Annotated in this window: 4 protein-coding genes; all 4 read right to left on the bottom strand. The window is 36.3% G+C overall.

What is annotated here, in order from left to right; translation table 11 throughout:
• Complete coding sequence (locus HN014_RS01555; RefSeq protein WP_176027153.1) at positions 1 to 1,056, bottom strand: MupA/Atu3671 family FMN-dependent luciferase-like monooxygenase; 1,056 nt, start codon at positions 1,054 to 1,056, stop codon at positions 1 to 3.
• A gap of 155 nt (positions 1,057 to 1,211) precedes the next feature.
• Positions 1,212 to 2,483 (bottom strand): MFS transporter, encoded by a 1,272-nt coding sequence (locus HN014_RS01560; protein ID WP_176027154.1) that lies wholly within the window; start codon positions 2,481 to 2,483, stop codon positions 1,212 to 1,214.
• Positions 2,483 to 9,814 carry an amino acid adenylation domain-containing protein gene (locus HN014_RS01565; RefSeq protein WP_176027155.1) on the bottom strand — a complete coding sequence of 2,444 codons (7,332 nt, stop codon included), beginning with the start codon at positions 9,812 to 9,814 and terminating at the stop codon, positions 2,483 to 2,485. The genes HN014_RS01560 and HN014_RS01565 overlap by 1 nt, the downstream gene beginning before the upstream one ends.
• Positions 9,815 to 9,845: 31 nt before the next feature.
• Complete coding sequence (locus tag HN014_RS01570; protein ID WP_176027156.1) at positions 9,846 to 20,864, bottom strand: non-ribosomal peptide synthetase; 11,019 nt, start codon at positions 20,862 to 20,864, stop codon at positions 9,846 to 9,848.
• Positions 20,865 to 20,870 lie beyond the last annotated feature (6 nt).

Raw genomic sequence — 20,870 nt, forward strand, 5'->3', positions numbered from 1 at the left:
TCAGGCCTCAACTAATTGATATGCCTCTTTTAATTCTTTTATATTTTGAAGATTCTCTAGAATTTTATCAGCTGGGGGACCAAAATCCAATAGGCAAACGATTTCGTCTACTCCTGCCTCCATAACTTCTTTTACTAATGCATGACATGATTCTTTATCCCCTATCATGCCTTTCGTATTTGTAAACCGATCGTATAAAAAATCTACAAAATCATCTAATTCATCCTCTTCTAAGTTACTTAGAGAAAAACTTCGATCTCTATTATGTGCCAAGCCTTCAAAGAGTTTTCTATTTCGTTTCAAAAAGCTACAATACGGATCTCTGGCTTCTTCTTTTGCTTTTTCATCATCTGTTCCTATATACGTATGAAGCATTAAAGATACTTTTCCTGCTTTTGGATCAAAACCATGCTCAAGCCTTGCTTGTCTGTATATTTTAATTTTTTCTGCCAGCTCTTCCACTGTTTGATCTAATACAGATGTCAGAATATTAATCCCCAGTTCTCCTCCTTTCCTAAATCCATCTGGGTTTCCACTTACAGTAAGATGTAATGGGATTTCTTCTTGAACTAATGAAGGATAAATGCGAATGGGAGTCATCTTCCCGTCACCACTCAACCTATCAATGGTTTCTCCCTTCCACAGCTTCCTAACCACTGATAAGTTTCTATGCATTACCTCATGTTTGTTTTTATAATTGGAAGGAAAAAAAGCAAAATCACTAGGGTTCCAACCAGAAGCAATTGCTATTCCTGCCCTTCCATTAGAAAGATTATCTACCATTGCCCATTCCTCTGCTACTCGTATGGGATCGTGAAGTGCCATCACCACACTACCACTATTGAGCCTTATCCTGTTCGTAATACTAGACAATGCTGCCTGAAGTACAGCCGGATTATTATAAGCTCCTCCGAATTCTGTAAAATGTCTTTCGGGTACCCATACCGATGAAAAACCATTTTGATCCCCATAAATGGTACATTTTTTTACCAAATCATATATATTGTTTGATAAGGAATCTTCGCTACTGGCGAAGAACATAATTCCAAATTCCATAGTTTTGTTTTTAATTATCTAAATTGTATAGTTGATATCGACTACTATACGATGTATACTTAGGTTGTGATTTTTTGCTTAATTACAGAGATATATTGCTTTCATACCAAAGGCTTCCTCATTCTTTGTGTAGCTGTATGGCAGTTCTAATCATATTATTTCTTTTCCAATGCTATTTTATACAGTGCATCTAATTTTTTTAGATTAGGGTTTCTTCTGTATATAAGAGATAGTATTGTTAATAATGATCCTGCGATAACAAATACAACTACGATGGATGTCGTAATACTTGTCCCTGGAAAATGATTCATAAAATCAATGGTATTAGCTTTGAAAAAATGATTCAATTGATCTACTACAAATCCGGATAGTAAAAATGATAAAGGAGCTGCTGTTCCTATAAAAAAGCCAGAAAACCCTGTTAACCTACCGAGTATTTTTGTAGGTACTACCGTTTGAAAAAAAGCCTCATTAACTATGGCGGATACTGAGATGAGTGCTAAAATCATCATCCCTCCTATCCCTAAAATCCAAGGATTAACCTGAATGAAAAAACTAATCAGTATCAGCCCTACAAAAACATTCGCCCATATAATGATTTGTATAGGGTTATTAAATGTTTTTTTACTGGCCATTGCTCCTCCTCCTATAAGACTTCCTACACCTACACAAGCTAATACTAAGCCCAATACGTATTCATTAGAAAAATCCAAAATCAAAGGGGTAAACAATACGGTAATAAGTCCTACTAAAAAGTTAATCAGAAAAAAGAAAGAATACAGATATAAAAAGCCTTTTTGTTGTTTTACAAACTCCTTGACAACTTTGTAATCATTCTTCATACTGAATTTCTCTGATGATATTTCTACCACTACAAAACTCAATATTGAAAAAGCAATTACAGAGGTAAAGAAAGTTATTCCATCAAAAAGAAAGATATTACTCATCCCTATCAGCTTATACAAAATAGGAGCAACAATGGGTAACCCCATCTGAATTGTCGCATTAAGAGTACTTGATAACCCTTGCGCTCTTACTAATTGATCTTTGGGAACTAATGCTTTTGTAGAAACATAAAATGCTTGAAATACAAAAGTACTGGCAATCGATCCTACTCCTGCCACAATCATAATATGCCATGGGTGTAATTGCCCTAAATAATGAAGCGTCATAAGGATCATACTGCCAATCCCCGCTACTAACTGACCATATATGATCATTTTCTTTTTATTCCACCGATCGATTAAACTTCCTATAACAGGGGCTAAAAAAACGGCAGGAGCTGCTTCACAAAACCAGACAAAAGAATATAATGATATGCTCCCATCTGGTTGATCCAATATCCAAATGCTGAGTGCAAAATCAGTAAGGTCAGTCCCCATTAATGAAAACATTAACAGGGATAAATACGTGATATACTTCTTCATTATGAAATCAATGCTGTTTCATACTCTTCTTCTGATACCTTTTTATCTAAATGACCTGCAATCAAAATCGCATTAGCGGGATCTAATAGTGTTAAATGATTTCCTGGAATTGTATGAATACATACCTCGCTATCTATATAAGCACTCCAGCCATAATCATTTTTACTCAGCAAGGCTGCTTTTTCAAATCCATCATCCTTCAACACCTCTTCATCGACCTGTTCCTCCGTTTTAAACAACACAATACTGGTTCTCAATTTTTCATCTAACTGAGGTGTATATGAACAATTAATATTGTTTTTGTGTACTGCTACATAGGCTTCTAATTGTTTTCTGGTTAATCCTAAATTTGACATTTTCACAATGTTGTATAGCATGTCTAATTGTTCTTCACTGGATTTTCCTTCCAAATCAGAAAGCGTTAGTATTGTATGCGTGTTAAACTCTTTATTAATAAATACTGTTATCCCTGCAATAAGTTCTTCAAAGCTCAGTTTGATATCTTTTTGATGTGGAGGAATCGCATCAAACATGATTATTTCCTCTATCTGATACCCTCCTCTCTGTAATTGAATTGCCATTTCTAATGCGACTTCGCCTCCAAAAGAGTATCCTCCTAATCTATAAGGTCCTATAGGGTCTATTTCCTGCATTTTGGAAATATATACCGACGCCATCTCTTCTACAGTTTCCAGAACTTTTGTTTTCCCATCCATTCCCGGGGCCTGAAATGCATAAAAAGGCTGCTCTTCTCCTAATGAGAGGGCTAATGAACGGTAACATAATACCGTTCCTCCTCCTGGAGGAGCACAGAAAATCGGTTTTCTACTTCCTTTTCCATTTAAGGTTACTAAAATCTCATCTTGAATATCTATTCCGGAGAAACGCTTCTCTGCTAACTCTATAATGGTTGGGAACTCAAATAAACTAGCCAGACTTAGGTTCATAGAAAATACATGATTAATCTTTGCTATTAACTGTACTGCTAGTACAGAATGCCCTCCTAATTCGAAGAAATTATCATGAATTCCTACTCGTTCTACATCTAACAACTCTTCCCAAATAGCTACTAATTGTTTTTCTGTTTCTGTTCTTGGGGCGACATATGCATCTTTATAAAGAGAAGAAATATCTGGATCAGGTAATGATTTTCTGTCTAATTTCCCATTACTGTTTTTAGGGAGTTCTTTCATTGAAACCCAAACATCAGGTACCATATAGTCAGGTAGCTTTTTTCTCAACTCTTTTTTAATTTCCTGAGCATCTATTGCCTCATTTTCTGATACAAAATATCCAATCAAACGGTTATCGTTATTGTGATCTTTTTGTACGATGACACAGCCTTCTTTTATCGTTGATATGGCTGCTAATTGATTCTCTATCTCTCCCAATTCTATTCTATGTCCTCTAATCTTGACCTGAGAATCTTTTCTTCCTATGTACTCTATCTTTCCATCTGCCAACCATCTTGCTAAGTCCCCTGTAAAGTACAGTTTTCCTTCTTTTTCGAATGGATTATCAATAAAGCATCTTTCTGTAAGTTCTTTTTTATTCAAATATCCTTTTGCAATACTATCTCCTCCTATACATAGTTCTCCGATGACTCCCATTGGGACTACATTGGTATTGGCGTCTACGATATACGCAGAATAATTAGGAAGCGGCACCCCTATAGTCACATCATTATCGGATGTCAGTTCTTCTATAGTTGCCCAAATGGTTGCTTCTGTCGGACCATACAAATTCCACAATGAATCACATAGGGGAAGTAGTTTATTTTTTAACTCATCACTAACTGCTTCTCCACAGCATAGCATGGTTAACCCTTTATTATATTTCAACCCACTAGACACTAACATCTTCCAATTAGAAGGGGTTGCCTGAATAAAGTCTGCATTATACTTTTCTATTTGTTTATGTAATGCCACTCCATTCGCTGACACTTCTTTATCAATCAATACTACCTGGGCTCCGGTTAATAACGGACTGAATAATTCCAGATAAAAAATATCAAATGTGTATGTCGTAATTGATAACAAGGTTTTCATATTCCTCATCTCTAACTGATCAATTGCTCCAAACAGAAAGTTAACTAAGTTTTTATGCGTTACCATTACTCCCTTAGGTTTTCCTGTACTACCAGATGTATATAATACATAGGCTACTGAAGCTGCTGTGGGAGCATACATATCAAGTTGTGCTGGTTCTTCTTCCATGAGTTCCTGAGCAATTTGATCCCATAATACTGTTGTTACGGTAGGGTTTTCTATTGCCGTTATCAAATCACTCTTACTCAATAAAAAGGCTATTTTGGCATCTTCTACTATATAATTAATACGATCCTGAGGGTACTCTGGACCAATTGGAACAAAGGTTCCCCCTGCTTTTAAGATTCCTAAAATGCTTATCACCATTTCCTGAGAACGATCCATCAGGATTCCGACCTTGGATTCTTTCTGAAGCCCTCTTTTTCGTAAATAGGTTGCTAGTTTAGCAGATGCTTCATTAAGTGCTGCATACGACCATTTCGTATCTCCGAAAATCAATGCGGTTTTTTCCGGAGTTTTTTCTACTTGATCAGTGAATACATCGATTACGCTTTGATCTAAATCAAAACTTTTTGCTGTATCATTAAAAACATGAATTAATTGCTCTTCTTCTGCCTTGGTCAACATTTCTAGTGCCCCTATTGGAACTGTAGGGTCATTAACGATATTTTTTAACAAATTATCATAATGAAGCAATAACAGTTCGATGGTATTTTTCTTAAAGAGTGTTGAATTATATACCACATTCATCGATATCCCATTCTCTGTTTCTGTCGCGGTTAAAGTAATGTCAAACTGAGCCGTTTCTGCTGTGTATTCATAAGGAGATAATGTGATATCGTCCATTACAACATCCTCTATGTCCGGTGTATTCTGAAGTACAAACATTACCTGAAATAAGGGACTCATACTCATATCACGAGTGGTAGTTACCTTATCTACCACCTTCTCAAATGGTACCATCTGATGCTGATATGCTCCTAATGTAACTTCTTTTACTCTTTTCAATACCTCTATAAATGATACGTCCCCATTTACCGTTGTTCTCAGCGCTAATGTATTTACAAAAAAGCCTATTAAATTTTCCAGCTCCTGATAAGGGCGGTTAGCAATTGGAGTTCCGACACAGATATCCTCTTGTCCGCTATATCTATATAACAATACCTTAAAGGCTGTTAACAAGGTCATAAACAAGGTTGCTCCTTCTTGCTTTCCTACTTCTGCCAGACGTTTACTTACCTCTTCGTTTAATTCATATGTTATACTGCTTCCTTCTGTTGTTTGTTGAGCAGGTCTGGGATAATCTGTAGGAAGTGATAAGGAAGGAACTTCTTGTAATTGTGTTTCCCAATACGCTAGCTGCTGTTCTAATACATCTCCAGACAAATAGTTTCGCTGCCATATTGCATAATCGGCATATCTGAATGACATTTTTTCTACTGGAAGCTCTTGCTCCGCTGTAAGGTACTTATAATTATTCACCAGTTCGTCAAACAAAATTCCGTCTGACCATCCATCACTGGATATATGGTGCATTACCAATGCCAATACATATTTATTACTATCTTTTAATGTATACAAACACACCCTAATCATATAATCTTTTGCAAGATCAAAAGGCATATCTATAAATGTTGCAATTGCTTCTTCCAAATGAGATTCGTCTGTGACTATTTCTCGTGACATTAACCAGTTGTCACTATCCAAAATATCCTGATATCCGATTCCTTCCTGACTTTTTATAGTTGTTCTCAGAATATCATGTTTCTCTACAATCGCTTTAAATGATTTTTCTAAAACATCGATATTTAATACTCCTTCAATATGAAATATTCCTGGCATATGGTATTCTCTACTTCCTTGAAGAGTATCTAAAAACCATAAGCGTTCCTGGCTAAATGACAATGGAATTACCCCATCCCTTTCTTGCGGGGTAGGAGCAGGAATTGTTATATTTTGAGTTGTTCCTTCAATAAACTGACATTGTAATACTATTGTAGGATGTGCAAAAATATCTTTGATAGCGATCTCTGTATCAATAGCTTTCCTTATCATAGAAACCAGACGAGTCGCCAGTAGTGAATGCCCTCCAATCTCAAAGAAATTATCCTGAACTCCTACCTTATCTAATTTTAATAGTTCTTGCCATATTCCCGCCAATTGTTTTTCTAATGAAGACACTGGTGCGATATAAGTCGCTTCATCGACTTCCTTATTTTCAGGATCTGGGAGGGACTTTTTATCAATTTTACCATTAGCTGTCAAAGGCATTTTTTCTAGGCTTACCCATACAGAAGGCACCATATATTCTGGTAATTTGCCACCCAGGTGTTCCTGTAATACTTCTTTTTGCAATGCTTCTTTGGTCACTACATAGGCAACTAATCGATTGTTATTACTTGTATCTCTTTTAGCTAATACACAACAGGTAGTAACAGAAGGGTGTTCTGATAAAACACTATCAATCTCTCCCAACTCAATTCTATGTCCTCTGATTTTTACCTGATCATCTTTTCTTCCCTGGTATTCCAAATTACCATCTGCTAACCAACACCCCAGATCTCCTGTTTTGTACAATCGATCTCCAAACACATCTGAGAAAGGGTTTTTCACAAAGCTCTTATTGGTTTTTTCATGATCATTTAGGTAGCCTCGTCCAACACCAACACCCGCTACGCATATTTCTCCTCCCACTCCTATTGGGGCTAAATGTCCCCAATTATCTACTACATACATTTTCATATTCGCTACTGGTTTTCCTATAGGAACTGAAACTGTTTCGGGGGATGCATGCATGAAATAGAAACTCACATCATCCGCAGCTTCTGTCGGACCATATGCGTTTGCTACAGGAATAGCAGGGTACGTATTAAACCATCGATCCAACAAAGCCTTTTGAACAGCTTCTCCCGTTACTAAGAAATACTGTAGGTTATTAAGGCTTTGCTCCTGATCAATGGTTAAAAGGCTATCTAAATAAGAAGGTACTAATTGTAATAAATTTACTTTTTCTTCAACCAAAGAGGATAGTAAATTCGCTGGTTCTAGGATCATTTCTTCATTATAAACAATCACCTGTCCTCCACATACAAGAGGGCTTAATATCTGCCATACAGAAATATCAAATGTAAAAGGAGCGGTAAACGCCATGACAGTTTCTTCATTCATTTTGAACTCATCCACCATAATCAACAAATGATTTAATAATCCCTTGTGCTCAATCATAGCTCCTTTGGGCGTTCCTGTACTTCCCGAGGTATAGATAATATATGCTAAGGAAGAAGGGGTCGCATACGGTGTATAAGTAACTTCAGTTGTTGCTTCCGTCGATGCTAAAAATTCATCTAATACAAGAGGGGTCACATTTCTGGCTGCAGTTATTATTTCTTTACTGGAACGATCAGTTATTACCACTTTTGCAGTAATTTCTTCCAGAATATATGCTAGTCTGGAATTTGGGTAATCCGGTTTCATAGGTACATATGCTGCACCTGCTTTTAGGATTCCCAAAATTCCTATTACCATTTCTGAGGTTCGTTCTAAACAAATACCTACTAAAGTGTCTTTTACAACTCCCTCGGCTTGTAACTGTGCAGCTACCTGATCTGATTGAACATCCAGTTCTTTATAGCTTATCTTTTTATCGTGATATACTACTGCAATTGCATCTGGATTTTTATTGACTTGCTCTTTGAATATCTGTGTTACTGTTTTGTCTAACGGATAACAAACTTCCGTATCGTTAAAATCATACAAAATCTGAGCATTCTCTTTTTCTGTCAACACATTAATAGAAGATAAAGCTCCATTAGGAGCTGCTAACATCTGTTCCAAAACAGTTCCGAAATGTCCTTGAATCATTTCTATTACTGTATCTTCTAACAAAGCTGTATTATAACTAAATTTCACATCCAATTCCTCGTTTAAGGTAATAGATATGGTTATAGGGTAATTGGTTTGTTCTTTTCCATCTACACTATCTATTGTAAGGTGAACATCTTTACCCTCTGATGTATCTGTAATAGGGAAATTCTCAAATACAAATAAAGTATCAAATAAATCTTCTTTTACACCAGTAAACTCCTGTATTTTTGCCAGGTTGATATACTGATATTCTCTACATGAGGTATGATTTCCCTGTATTGTTTCCAACCAATCGACAATGTGTTCTTTTTCGCCCAGTATGGTTCGTAAAGGAAGGGTATTTATATATAACCCTACCCGCTGCTCCGGGTTTCCGATCTCTGCAGGTCTCCCTGATACGGTTACTCCAAATTTCACATCTGTATATCCAGTATATTTAGACAATAAAAATGCCCATACTCCCTGCAGAATTGTGTTCGGAGTCAAACGATAACGTTTTGAAAAATCAATTAACTTCTGAGTGACATTTTTATCTACAACCAAAGAAGATTCCTTGAATTCCCCTGTTATTTTATTTCCAGAAGTTTCTGTTTTAGAAAACGGTAATAAAGTAGGAGCCTCTACTCCTTCTAAATACGTTCTCCAAAAATTTTCCTCTACTTTGGTATCTTTATTAGCGATGTATTTTATGTAATCTTCATAAGAATCCTCTGCAACATCCTCTGGTGTATTTCCAACTATGTAACAGTTATAAGCATATAACAATTCATTAATCAAAATAGGTAATGACCATCCATCCATAATAATATGATGATTGGTAAAGACCATCTTATAAGTGGTTTCATCTAATTTGAGTAATGCGATTCTTATCAGTGGAGCTTCATTAAAAGAAAAACCCCTGGTATAGTCCTCTTCCATAAAGTGGGCTACGCGTTCTTCTTTCTCTTCTCTAGAAAAAGAGCTAAGATCTATTTCTGTAAAAGGCAGTTCAATACTTTCATACACACGTTGTACAGGTAAACTGATTTCTTCATAAAAAAAGGCTGTTCTCAAAATCGAATGTCGACTGATCACATATTCCCAGGATTTTTTTAATACCTCAACATCTACTTTTTTTGTGAAATCGAATTCAAACTGAATGGTATAAGAACTAGAATCCGGATCATATAAGCCATGAAATAGCAATCCTTCCTGCAGAGGGCTCAATTTATAAAACACCTGCTTTTTTGCTTCATTTCTCAAGTGTTCAATCAATCCAGGTTTATTATCTCGTATAAACTCTATAATTTCTTTATTCTTCTTTACTTTTTCAGTTTCTTCTTTTGTCAGTTTCCCCTGAAGTCCTTTTAAAACTAATTTCCCCTCTTTTTCTACTAAGAAAAGATTTAACTCTTTTAGTTTCTTTATAAAAAATTCCATGTTGATGTTGATATTTTTAAGCGTGTGTGAATTAAAACTCTAATATGTCACTTCCTTTTTCTGATAAGTCTTCTTCTAAAAAAGAGGTGAACTCTTCGAGCTCTTTGTAATTTATTTCTTCTTGTAACCCATAATCAGAAGGGGTAAATTCTCTGGTAGTATGCATACTGCAATACGCAATAATTGCCTGGAGGTTTTTAATAAATTGCTGAGCTATTTGTTCTATTGTCTCACTCTTGTATTCTGCTGTCGAGTAGCTCCAATTTAGTTGTAATGTTCCTTGTGTTATTGAACCATTTATTTCTATTTTGTTTTCAAAAACAAGGGAATCTCCTACCATACCTCCCGGAGATTCTTCTGCTGTAGCAATCATAGAGTCTTTCTCAATAATATTATCCAACTGTCCCAGATAATTAAACACAATATCCCAGCTTGTTTTCGACAGTCCTTCTTTTATCTCCTGGTTTTCGTGTAGATATTTCAGGGCTCCATAACTCATTCCTTTTTCAGGGATGTTTCGCAACATCTCTTTTACTGACTTTATAACTCCTCCTAGGTCTTTGGCATTTTCTACCTCTAGCCGAACTGGATAGAGATTCGTAAACCATCCTGCTGTATTACTGATATCCAATCTATCCGATATCTCTTCTCTACCATGCCCTTCCATTCCAATCACCAGATTTTTATTTTTTGTCCAATCAGTTATGGTAATTGCCAGACAACTTAGCAGAAGATCGTTTATCTCTGTTCCAAACAGATGATGAACATCCTGAAGCAATTTGGTCGTATCTGTATTACTCAGAGAAACAGTATAGTGTCGGACACTTGCTCTTGTTTTATAGCTTTTATTAATATCTACAGGTAATGGATTATAAGCACTTATTACTTTCTTCCAATAATGTTGTTGGTTTGTAATTGCCGGGCTATTGGCAAACTCCTGTAGTCCTAAAGACCACTCTCGGTAAGAGCTTCCCTTGCTTCCTAAATCTATTGTTTCTTTTGAAAGCAATGCTGTAATTACTCTGGCAAAATCATCTAATATCGTTCTCCAGGATACTCCATCTACAACTAGATGATGCCCTACTAATAACACCCGATTTTGTCCATCTCTCTCGGGAGTTTGTAATAAAACTGCCTGAAATGTATTCGCTGGAGTTATTTTCTTCTGATATGTGTTACAGATTCTTGTGATCTCATTAGCTATTGTCGTTTCTGGAGTAGCTTTGACTGAAACGATTGCCAACTCACAATACCTTTCCGTATATTGCTGTATCCAGTTTTCTTCTTCTTTGATATATGAAAATCGCAAAGCATCGTGATATGCACTAATCAATTGAAGCGCTTCTTCTAAAATCGCTATTGTTATGGATTTATCAACAGCGAGTAATACAGACTGATTAAAAGGGGCTCCTGCTGTATGTAAGGTTTCAAAATACCAGTGCTGTATCGGAAGTAAATCACTTGTCCCGCTCAAGATTCCTTGTTCCCCCTGAGTCATTTCTGTCTGATTAACAACAAACTGTGCTAAACTCTCTATAGTTTGATGATCAAAAACATCTCTGGGTTTAAGTTGATACCCTAATCGCTTTATTCTACTTACTAACTGAATGGTAATAATAGAATCTCCTCCCAATTCGAAGAAATTATCCTTAACCCCTAACGTATCTACAACTAACAGTTCTTTCCATACAGTTACCAATGCCTTTTCAATTTCTGTGGATGGTGCTATATATGCTGCTTTAGAGGTCATGGTGACCGCCGGATCTGGCAGTACCTTCTTATTGATTTTGCCATTACTGGTCAAAGGCATTTCGTCTAAAAATGTCCAGATAGCAGGTACCATATAATCTGGTAATTGCGCTCCCAGGTATTTTTGAATTTCATAGGTATCAATCGGGGAGGTCGCTACTACATACCCAATTAACCGGTTGTTATTATTTTGATCTTTCTTAGCCAGCACACAACAAGATTTGATAGCTTTATGCTGAGAAAGCACATGTTCTATTTCTCCTAATTCTATTCGATATCCTCTGACTTTTACCTGATCATCCTTTCTTCCTAAAAACAGTAAATTTCCATCTGAAAGCCATTGTACCATATCTCCTGTACAATACATTTTTGCTTGAGGGTCAAATGGGTTTTCTATGAATTTTTGCGCAGATAATTCAGGACGGTTAAGATATCCTCTGGCAACTCCGGCTCCTGCTATACAAAGTTCCCCTGGTACTCCTATCGGTACAATATTACGATCATTATCCAACACGTATACTTGTGCATTTGCTATCGGACGTCCAATAGGAATTAAGCTTGAGAATTCCTCTTTGAATATAGTGGCACATATACTAGATTCTGTCGGACCGTATGCATTGATAAACTGACCTACTTGGGCGTATGCTTTTGCTTTTTCAAAAGCAGCTTGTTCTCCTGCTGTTACTATCGTACGAAGACTTTGAATATCTTCTGTTTCTAATAACCTAAAAAACGCAGGGGGTAATGTTGCCCAATCAATTTGATTGCTGACTATATATGCAACAAAGCTTTGTATATCTGATTTAGTCCCTTCATCGATAATATATAATGTTGCTCCTTTTATCAAGGTGATAAATATCTCAGAAACAGAAGCATCAAAAGCCTGACTCGCAAATTGCAAACAATGATCTTCTTTATGAATCTCAAAATCTTCTATCTGAGCATATATCGTATTCATAATACTTTGATGCTCGATCATAACCCCTTTAGGTTTTCCGGTACTCCCTGAGGTATAAATCACATACGCTAATTGAGCTGATTCTGGTGCAGGAAGTTTTTTTACCGGTGTATTCATTACCATTTCCCAATCCTGATCGATTGCTAATTGCTGTATATTTTCTAAAACGATATCAGGACAGGTCGAATCTTTAACAAGTATTGTTGCCCTGGTATCTTCCAGAATATATTGTACTCGTTCCAGAGGATACGAAGGATCAATAGGAACATACGCTGCTCCTGCTTTTAATATCCCCAGTATACTTACAATCATTGTTGTGGAACGTGCAGTACAAATACATATTAACGTTTCTCTCGTTACTCCTTTTTCCAGTAAGTACATCGCCAGTTGATCAGACTGCTTATCTAATGTATGGTAGGACAACTTTTCTTTTTCACCCACTACAGCTATCCTATCAGCAGAAAGAAGTGCTTGTTTTCTAAAAGCAGTTACCAGATTTTTTTCTTCCGGGAAGGGAACAGCTGTATTATTAAACGTGGTAAGGAGTTGTTTTTTCTCTTCCTCTGTTACGATATTGATATCTTTTATAAAAGTTTCCGGAGCTTCCAGCACCTGAGATAAAAGTTTCTCATAGTGTTGCATCATACGTTCTATTCTGGCTTCTTTAAATAAATCTGGATTATAAATAACATCTAATGAAATTCCTTTTTCCGATTCATTTGCTGTTATCGTCAAATCAAATTGAGAAAAAACTTCTTCTACTTCATAGATATTCAGGGATACTCCTTCCATCATATCAGACTCCTCTTCAGGTGTATTTTGTAATACAAACAATACCTGAAATAAAGGACTTATACTTCTATCTCTGGTGTCAACCACCCGATCTACTACTTTCTCGAATGGAGTATCCTGATGCGTATAGGCATCTAAAGTTGTGTTTTTTACTTGCTGTACCAGGTCGCTAAAGGAAGTAGTTCCCCGGACATCAGATCGCAATGCTAATGTATTAGCAAAAAAGCCAATAATCTCTTCTAATTCACTATGGGTTCTATTCGCCATAGGAGTCCCAACACAAATATCATTTTGCCCACTATATTTATATAACAATACCTTAAAACCGGCTAACAAAGTCATAAAAACAGTACTTCCTTCATTTTTTGTAAGTACTGCCAGTTGCTTTCTGATATTTCCTGTCAATTCATATGAAAAAATCGCTCCGGACGTTGTCGGCATAGCAGGTCTGTCAAAATCAGTAGGCAATAAAAGAGGGGGAGTTCCACGTAACTTCTCTTCCCAATACGACAATTGACTCTCTAAAACGTTATGAGACAACTTTTTGCGTTGCCAGACTGCATAATCCGTATATTGAATCGGTAATGGATCTAATATTCTTTCTTTTCCTGACTGATATTGATTATACGCTTGGATAAGTTCCTTTTGCAAAATTCCATTAGACCACCCATCTCCTGAAATATGATGAATTACAATTCCCAATACGTATGATGTCTCGCTTTTTTGAAAAACAACAGCTCTCATCATATAATCATCAGAGAGATTAAAAGGACGTACAATAAACTCTGAAATAGCTGACTTTAACTCAGATTCATTTGTTATTTGTTCATACTGTAATTTCCATGACTCCCAAGGTTTTATTTCCTGATATCCAATTCCATCACTCGATTTTATCACTGTTCGTAATGCCTGGTGTCGTTCCATCACTGTATAAAAAGCTTTCTCCAGCAATTGTATATCTAGTATCCCTTGCAAGGAAAATACGGTAGGCATATGATAGGCTGTGCTTCCTTCTAACTGATCTAAAAACCAAAGACGTTCCTGACTAAAAGATAAAGGAATCTTATCCAGATTGTCTGTTATCTTTTCTATGGGTATTGAATTATCTACTGCTTTTTGATCTAGTATATGAGAGGCTAATGTTTCTACTGTTGGGAATCTGAAAATATCTTTAACCGTAATTTCTGCTTTCGTTTTATCTCGTATCGCTGCCATCAATCGGGCTGCTAATAAAGAATGTCCTCCTACCTGAAAGAAATCATCTGTAGTCCCTACAGTATCCAGATGTAGTAATGCTTCCCAAATTTCGCAAAGAAGCTGTTCTGTATCATTTTTAGGTGGTGTATAAGTGGTTTGTAAGGCTGAAAAATCAGGAACAGGAAGTCTTTTTTTAGCTACTTTTCCATTTTCAGTAATCGGTAATTCATCAATTGGGATCCATACTACAGGTACCATATAATCAGGTAACTTTGATTTGGCAAATTTGATAAGCTCCTCTTTCTCCAGTTGTATATCATTTACCCAATACCCTATTAAGCGTTTATTTTTATTAGTATCTTCCTGTACCGTAACAACAAGCTGCAACCCTGAAGTATATTGTTGTAGGACGTTTTCTATTTCTCCTAATTCTATTCTATGCCCTCTGATTTTTACCTGTTCATCTTTTCTACCTGAAAAATGCAACGCTCCATCAGTCCGCCACTTAACGATATCTCCTGTTGCATACATAATGGTTCCCGGACGAAACGGATTCTGGATAAATCGTTCTTTTGTCAATGTTTCTTGATGCAAATACCCTGCTGCAACTCCTTCCCCACTTACATATAACTCTCCTTCTACACCTATTGGAACGAGCTTTTTTTCTTTATCCAATACATAGACTTCAGTATTTGCTATTGGGCTTCCTATGGCAATTTCTCCTATATCCTGACCAGTAACTTTATAATATGTACTCACTACGGTATCCTCTGTTGGTCCGTAATTATTGTAAATATTGAGTTTTGTAGATTTTGGTAGCTGCAATGCCTCTCCTCCTGTCAGGATAGTAATCCCTTCTATCTCTATTTCTTTTTGTACGATTCGCTGGCATAACTGGCTTGGAATATAAGCATGTGTGATTTCATGCGTTTGCAAAAAGTGTATTAATGCTTCTATATCATACCGTACCTCATCTTCTGTAATTGGATACAGTGTAGCTCCTGACATAAGATATGGAAAAATCTCCCATATTGAAGCGTCAAATCCAATGGCAGAAAATAAAGTCGCTCTACTCGTAGCATTTACTTTATACACTTCTTTATGCCAACAGCACAAATTGATTAAACTACGGTGTTTAATCTTGACCCCTTTAGGTTTTCCTGTACTTCCTGAAGTATAAATAACATATGCTATTGCCTCTGCATTAAAGTGTTCTGTTTTTTCTCTTTCTTTAGACTCTCCTGCTACTGATTGAACAACAGTATCCAAATCAATGTATTCTACTTCTTTATCATGACAATCCCTAAGCAGAATTTCTGAAGTCTTGACAACCCAATGAAGCTGTGCATCGTCTATTATATGTTGAATCCGTTCTGATGGATATTCCGGATCAATTGGTACGTAGGTTGCTCCAGACTTGAGAACTCCCAAAATAGTCCGAAGTAAATTTGATGATCTAGAAATACAAACTCCTATCAAATCACCCGCAGCAACTCCTTGTTTATTGAGGTAATTTGCCAATTGGTTTGATTGTTCATCAATTTCTTTATAGGAAATTTGCTCTTCAACTGTGACCACTGCATACTGTTCTGGGTGTAGTGATACTTGTTCTTCGAAAAGATCTACAAAAGAAGTAGTTAACGGATATGATTTTTTAGTAGCATTAAATTCTTCAAGTAATTGATACCTTTCTTCTTCTTTTAGTATATCAACCTTTCCTACTGGCACTTCAATATCAATTACAATTTGCTTTAAAAACTCCTGATAATGAGCAGCTATTTGTTGAATTGTTTCTTTTGTAAACAAATCGGATTTGCTAACGAAGCTTATTAATAACTCATCATTATCTGTTTCATTAACGGTTAGTGTGATATCAAAATGAGAAGTGTTTTCTGTAAGATCATATGGTGTAACCATTATTCCTTCTAAAGGGACTTCTTTTGTTTCCGGCAGGTTTTGTAATACAAACATTACCTGAAACAAAGGACTCATACTCATATCTCGTACCTTGATTACTTTATCAACAATTTTTTCAAAAGGCACCAACTGATGATCATATGCTTCTAAAGTAGTTTTCTTTACTTCTTGAAGAACGTTTTTAAACGTAGTTGTTTCTTGTATGGATGTCCGTAATGCCAATGTATTGACAAAAAAGCCTATCATTTCTTCTAACTCCTGCTGTAGTCTGTTTGCTATCGGAGTTCCTACACAAATATCTTCTTGACCACTATACTTATGTAAAATCACCTTGAACGAAGCCAATAAGGTCATAAATAAAGTAACACCTTCTTGCTTACTTATGTTTCGTAACTTTTTAGTGATTTCTTTATTTATTCTTCCTGCTACAGTAAATCCTGCTGTAGTCAACTCAACCGGTCGGGAATAATCTAGAGGGAGCTTTAATGGGGAAACCTCCTTTAGTTTTGTTTCCCAATATGTCAGTTGATCTTCTAATCGTTTTTCCGATAAAAATGAACGTTGCCATATTGCATAATCTCTATATTGCAATTCTGGAATTTTGAGAATATAAGAACTGTCCTGGTGGTATTTTTGATACAACTCCATTAAATCTTTGATCAAAATACTGTTAGACCATCCATCTCCTGCGATATGATGCAGAATAAACCCTAAAACATAACTTCCTTCTTTGAGAGTGTACAAAGTGGCTCTCAACATATAATCTTCTGACAAATTAAAAGGTGTTTTTATATCCTGCTCCAACACCTCTTCTATTCGCTCTTTGGAGGTCAATACTTTTTTATGTAATTCCCATTGATCTGCAGGAATTAGCGACTGATAAGCCACCCCTTTTTCTGAACGAATAACTGTATGTAATATCTGATGCCTGGTAACAATTGCTCGTAAAGATTTTTCGAGCGCTTCCATATCCAAGTCTCCACTTAACTGGATAATTCCCGGTATATGATATTCCAGACTTCCCTGAAGTTGATCTAAAAACCAAAGGCGTTCCTGACTAAAAGACAAAGGGCTTCTCTCTACTCTTTCTTGCACTGTTATTTCGGGCAGAACTGGCGTTCTTTTTTCTGCTGTTATAAACTTCACTTGTTCTGCCAACGTTGGGAATACAAATATATCTTTGATCATAATCTCAGTATCCATCGCCTTTCTAATCATGGCTACCAAACGTGTCGCTAATAATGAATGCCCTCCCAAGTCGAAAAAATTATCAAACATTCCAATTTTTTCTATCGACAATAATTCACTCCATATTGCTGCCAAGGAAATTTCTAATTCACTAGCAGGTGCCACATATGATTGTTGAGAAATTGTAGCAAATGCTGGTTCAGGAAGTGCTTTCTTATTCAGTTTCCCATTACTATTCAAAGGAATTTTATCTACCTGCATCCAAACATCGGGGATCATATACTCAGGAAGTGTCGTGCGGATTTCAGCTTCTATATCGGTTGACTTCAATTCGCCTTGTACCGTAACATAAGCTATTAATCGTTTGTTTTTTGTACCATCTTCATGTACCAATACACGGCATTCTATTACTTCTTCCCGAGCAGCTATGGCGCTTTCTATTTCTCCTAATTCAATTCGATACCCTCTGACTTTTACCTGAGCATCTTTTCTTCCGATAAATTCGATACTTCCATTAGGAAGCCATTTTGCTAAATCTCCGGTACGGTATATTTTTCTGCCTTTTAAGTATGGATTCTCAAGAAATTTTTCTGCGGTTAAGGCGGCTCGCTGAAGATAACCTTTTGCCAGCCCTTCGCCTCCAATACAAAGTTCTCCAACAGCACCGACCGGAACCATTTTTTGCTGTGTATCCATAACATAGACTGAGGTATTAGAAAGCGGATATCCAATCGGAACAGTATCTTTTATTTCATCTATGCTATCAACCGAATAATAGGTAGCATATACAGTTGTCTCTGTAGGACCATAAACATGAATGAGCTTACCTGCCCCCAGGATAGATAGTGCTTTTTGCACATGTCCTACGGATACCATCTCTCCTCCGAACAATAAGCTTTTGAGACAGGAAACCGTTTCTATACCACAGTCGACCATCGCATTAAACAAAGCTGTAGTAACAAAACATTTTGTGATTTGATAATGTTTAATAGTTTCTGACAATCGCAGTCCATCTGAGGCAACCTCTTCTTTTATCAAAAACAAAGTAGCTCCTTTTAACAAACTGCTAAAGATCTCATAAACTGATCCGTCAAATGCATAATTCGACCATTGGAGTACGTGGTCTGATGCTGATACCTGAATAGGGTTTGCGTCATATACCAGCTTCAAAATGTTATGCTGTGTTATCTCAATTCCTTTTGGCAATCCTGTTGTCCCCGAAGTGTACATTACATACGCCTCTTTTTGATAGGCTATTTCTTTTGCTTCTTTCGTATATGAATTCAGGATATTGGTATCTAAGAACTTTGCTCCGGTGATTCCTATGTCCAAGCTCATCGCATAGTCATTGCAAACAATGTAGGTCAAAGCTGCATCCGCAACAATATGTTCCAACCTACCTAAAGGCAAGGTTGGATCCAAAGGAACATAAGCCCCTCCTGCTTTTAGAATTCCCAGAATACTCGCAATCATATCCATATTACGCCTGGAAAGTATTCCTACTTTTTCTCCTGGCATAACCCCTTGTTTCTGTAGGTAATCAGCTATCTGATTTGATGAATCTTCTAGCTCCTGATATGTCATTTCTTCATTTTCAAAAACCAACGCTTTTTTGGATGCATTTTTTTCTACCTGTACCCGGAAAATATCCACTATGGATTGATTTTTAGGGTACGCAATTTCAGTTGCATTAAAAGTATGTAGTAATTTATGTGTTTCCTCTTTCGTAAGAATTGTCAGATCTGCTATTCGCTGATCCGGAAGAATCAGTTGTTCTAAGACAGTTTTGAAATGTTCCTGAATCGAGCAGATACTGGATACAGAAAGCAAATCTGCATTATAGTTAAACTTTATCTCTAATTTATCTCCCAGACTAGCTACAATTGCTAATGGATAATTGGTTTGTTCTTTATCATCCATATTCCCTATGGAAAGTGCATTGTCTACTTCTGATAATGCCTCGGATATCGGGTAATTTTCAAAAACAAGAATACTATCAAACAACTCTTCCTTTACCTCACAAAAACTTTGAATGGTCGCCAGGTTGGTGTATTGATATTCTCTACAAGCTGTATGCTCGGATTGTAACTGTAATAACCAATCTGCTACTTGCATTTCATCTTCCAATCTGGTTCGTAAAGGAAGGGTATTGATAAATAACCCCACTCTATCTTCAGAATCTTTTAGATCTGTGGGACGTCCTGATACTGTAACTCCATATACAACATCCTTATTCCCTGTATATTTAGTCAATAAAAAAGCCCATACCCCTTGTAAAATCGAGTTGACTGTTACATGATTTTTTCTGGCATATGACCTGATCTTTTCTGCTAAAAAATGATCTATCAACAGGGTTGATTCTCCTGATTCCCCTTTCGTTTTATTTACAGAATTCACTGTTTCTGTAAAAGGTAATAAGGTAGGAGTTTCTATTCCCTGAATATAGTTTTTCCAGAAATTCTCTTCTGTATTTTTATCTTTTCCTGCAATATATTTTATGTAATCTTCATAGACATCTTCTTCTTTTACCGGAAGTTTTTGTCCTTTTTCTAATGCATGATAAGCTTGTAACAGTTCTGTAAATAAAACCGAAACAGACCAACCGTCTAACAAGATATGATGGAATGTCAATACCATCCTGTATGAGGTCTTACTTCTTTTTATCATTGTCACTCTAAGCAATGGCGCTTCATTAAACTGAAACCCATTTTGATGATCTGATTTCATGAAGGCTTCAAGCGCTTCTTCTTGTTCCTTCTCTTTATAAGAACTATAATCTAATCGTATAAAGGGAAGGGAAACATTCTCAAAAACGCGTTGCACTGGTATTTTGAACTCTTCATGAAAGAATGCCGTTCTAAGAATACTGTGATTATTCAACACATACTCCCATGCAGCCTTTAGTGCTTCAACATTTATTTCCTGAAGAAAGTCCAGAGAAAACTGTACGGTATATGCTGTCGCTTCTGGATTGTATAACCCATGGAACAAAAGCCCCTCTTGAAGCGGGCTTAATTTATAAATCCTATCTCTGGAAGAACTCTGTTTCTCTTTAGTTTTCTCTTCTTTCAGGTGAGCTAAAAGTGCTTCCTTATTCGCTTTTATAAAAGCTATTATCTCATGTTTACTTGCTTCAAATGAGGCTTGTTTATTATCGGTTCTGTTTTTATATTTTTTTAAAACCAAGCTATCATTTTCTTCGATGATAAAAAGGTTTAACTCATCAAGTTTATTGATAAAATCTTTCATTTTATG

Origin of the sequence: Aquimarina sp. TRL1, from assembly GCF_013365535.1 — a bacterium.
Taxonomy (GTDB): domain Bacteria; phylum Bacteroidota; class Bacteroidia; order Flavobacteriales; family Flavobacteriaceae; genus Aquimarina; species Aquimarina hainanensis.

Excerpts from the sequence above, each read along its gene's own strand:
- HN014_RS01555 (WP_176027153.1), bottom strand. The coding sequence starts at position 1,056 with ATGGAATTTGGAATTATGTTCTTCGCCAGTAGCGAAGATTCCTTATCA.
- HN014_RS01560 (WP_176027154.1), bottom strand. The coding sequence starts at position 2,483 with ATGAAGAAGTATATCACGTATTTATCCCTGTTAATGTTTTCATTAATG.
- HN014_RS01565 (WP_176027155.1), bottom strand. The coding sequence starts at position 9,814 with ATGGAATTTTTTATAAAGAAACTAAAAGAGTTAAATCTTTTCTTAGTA.
- HN014_RS01570 (WP_176027156.1), bottom strand. The coding sequence starts at position 20,864 with ATGAAAGATTTTATCAATAAACTTGATGAGTTAAACCTTTTTATCATC.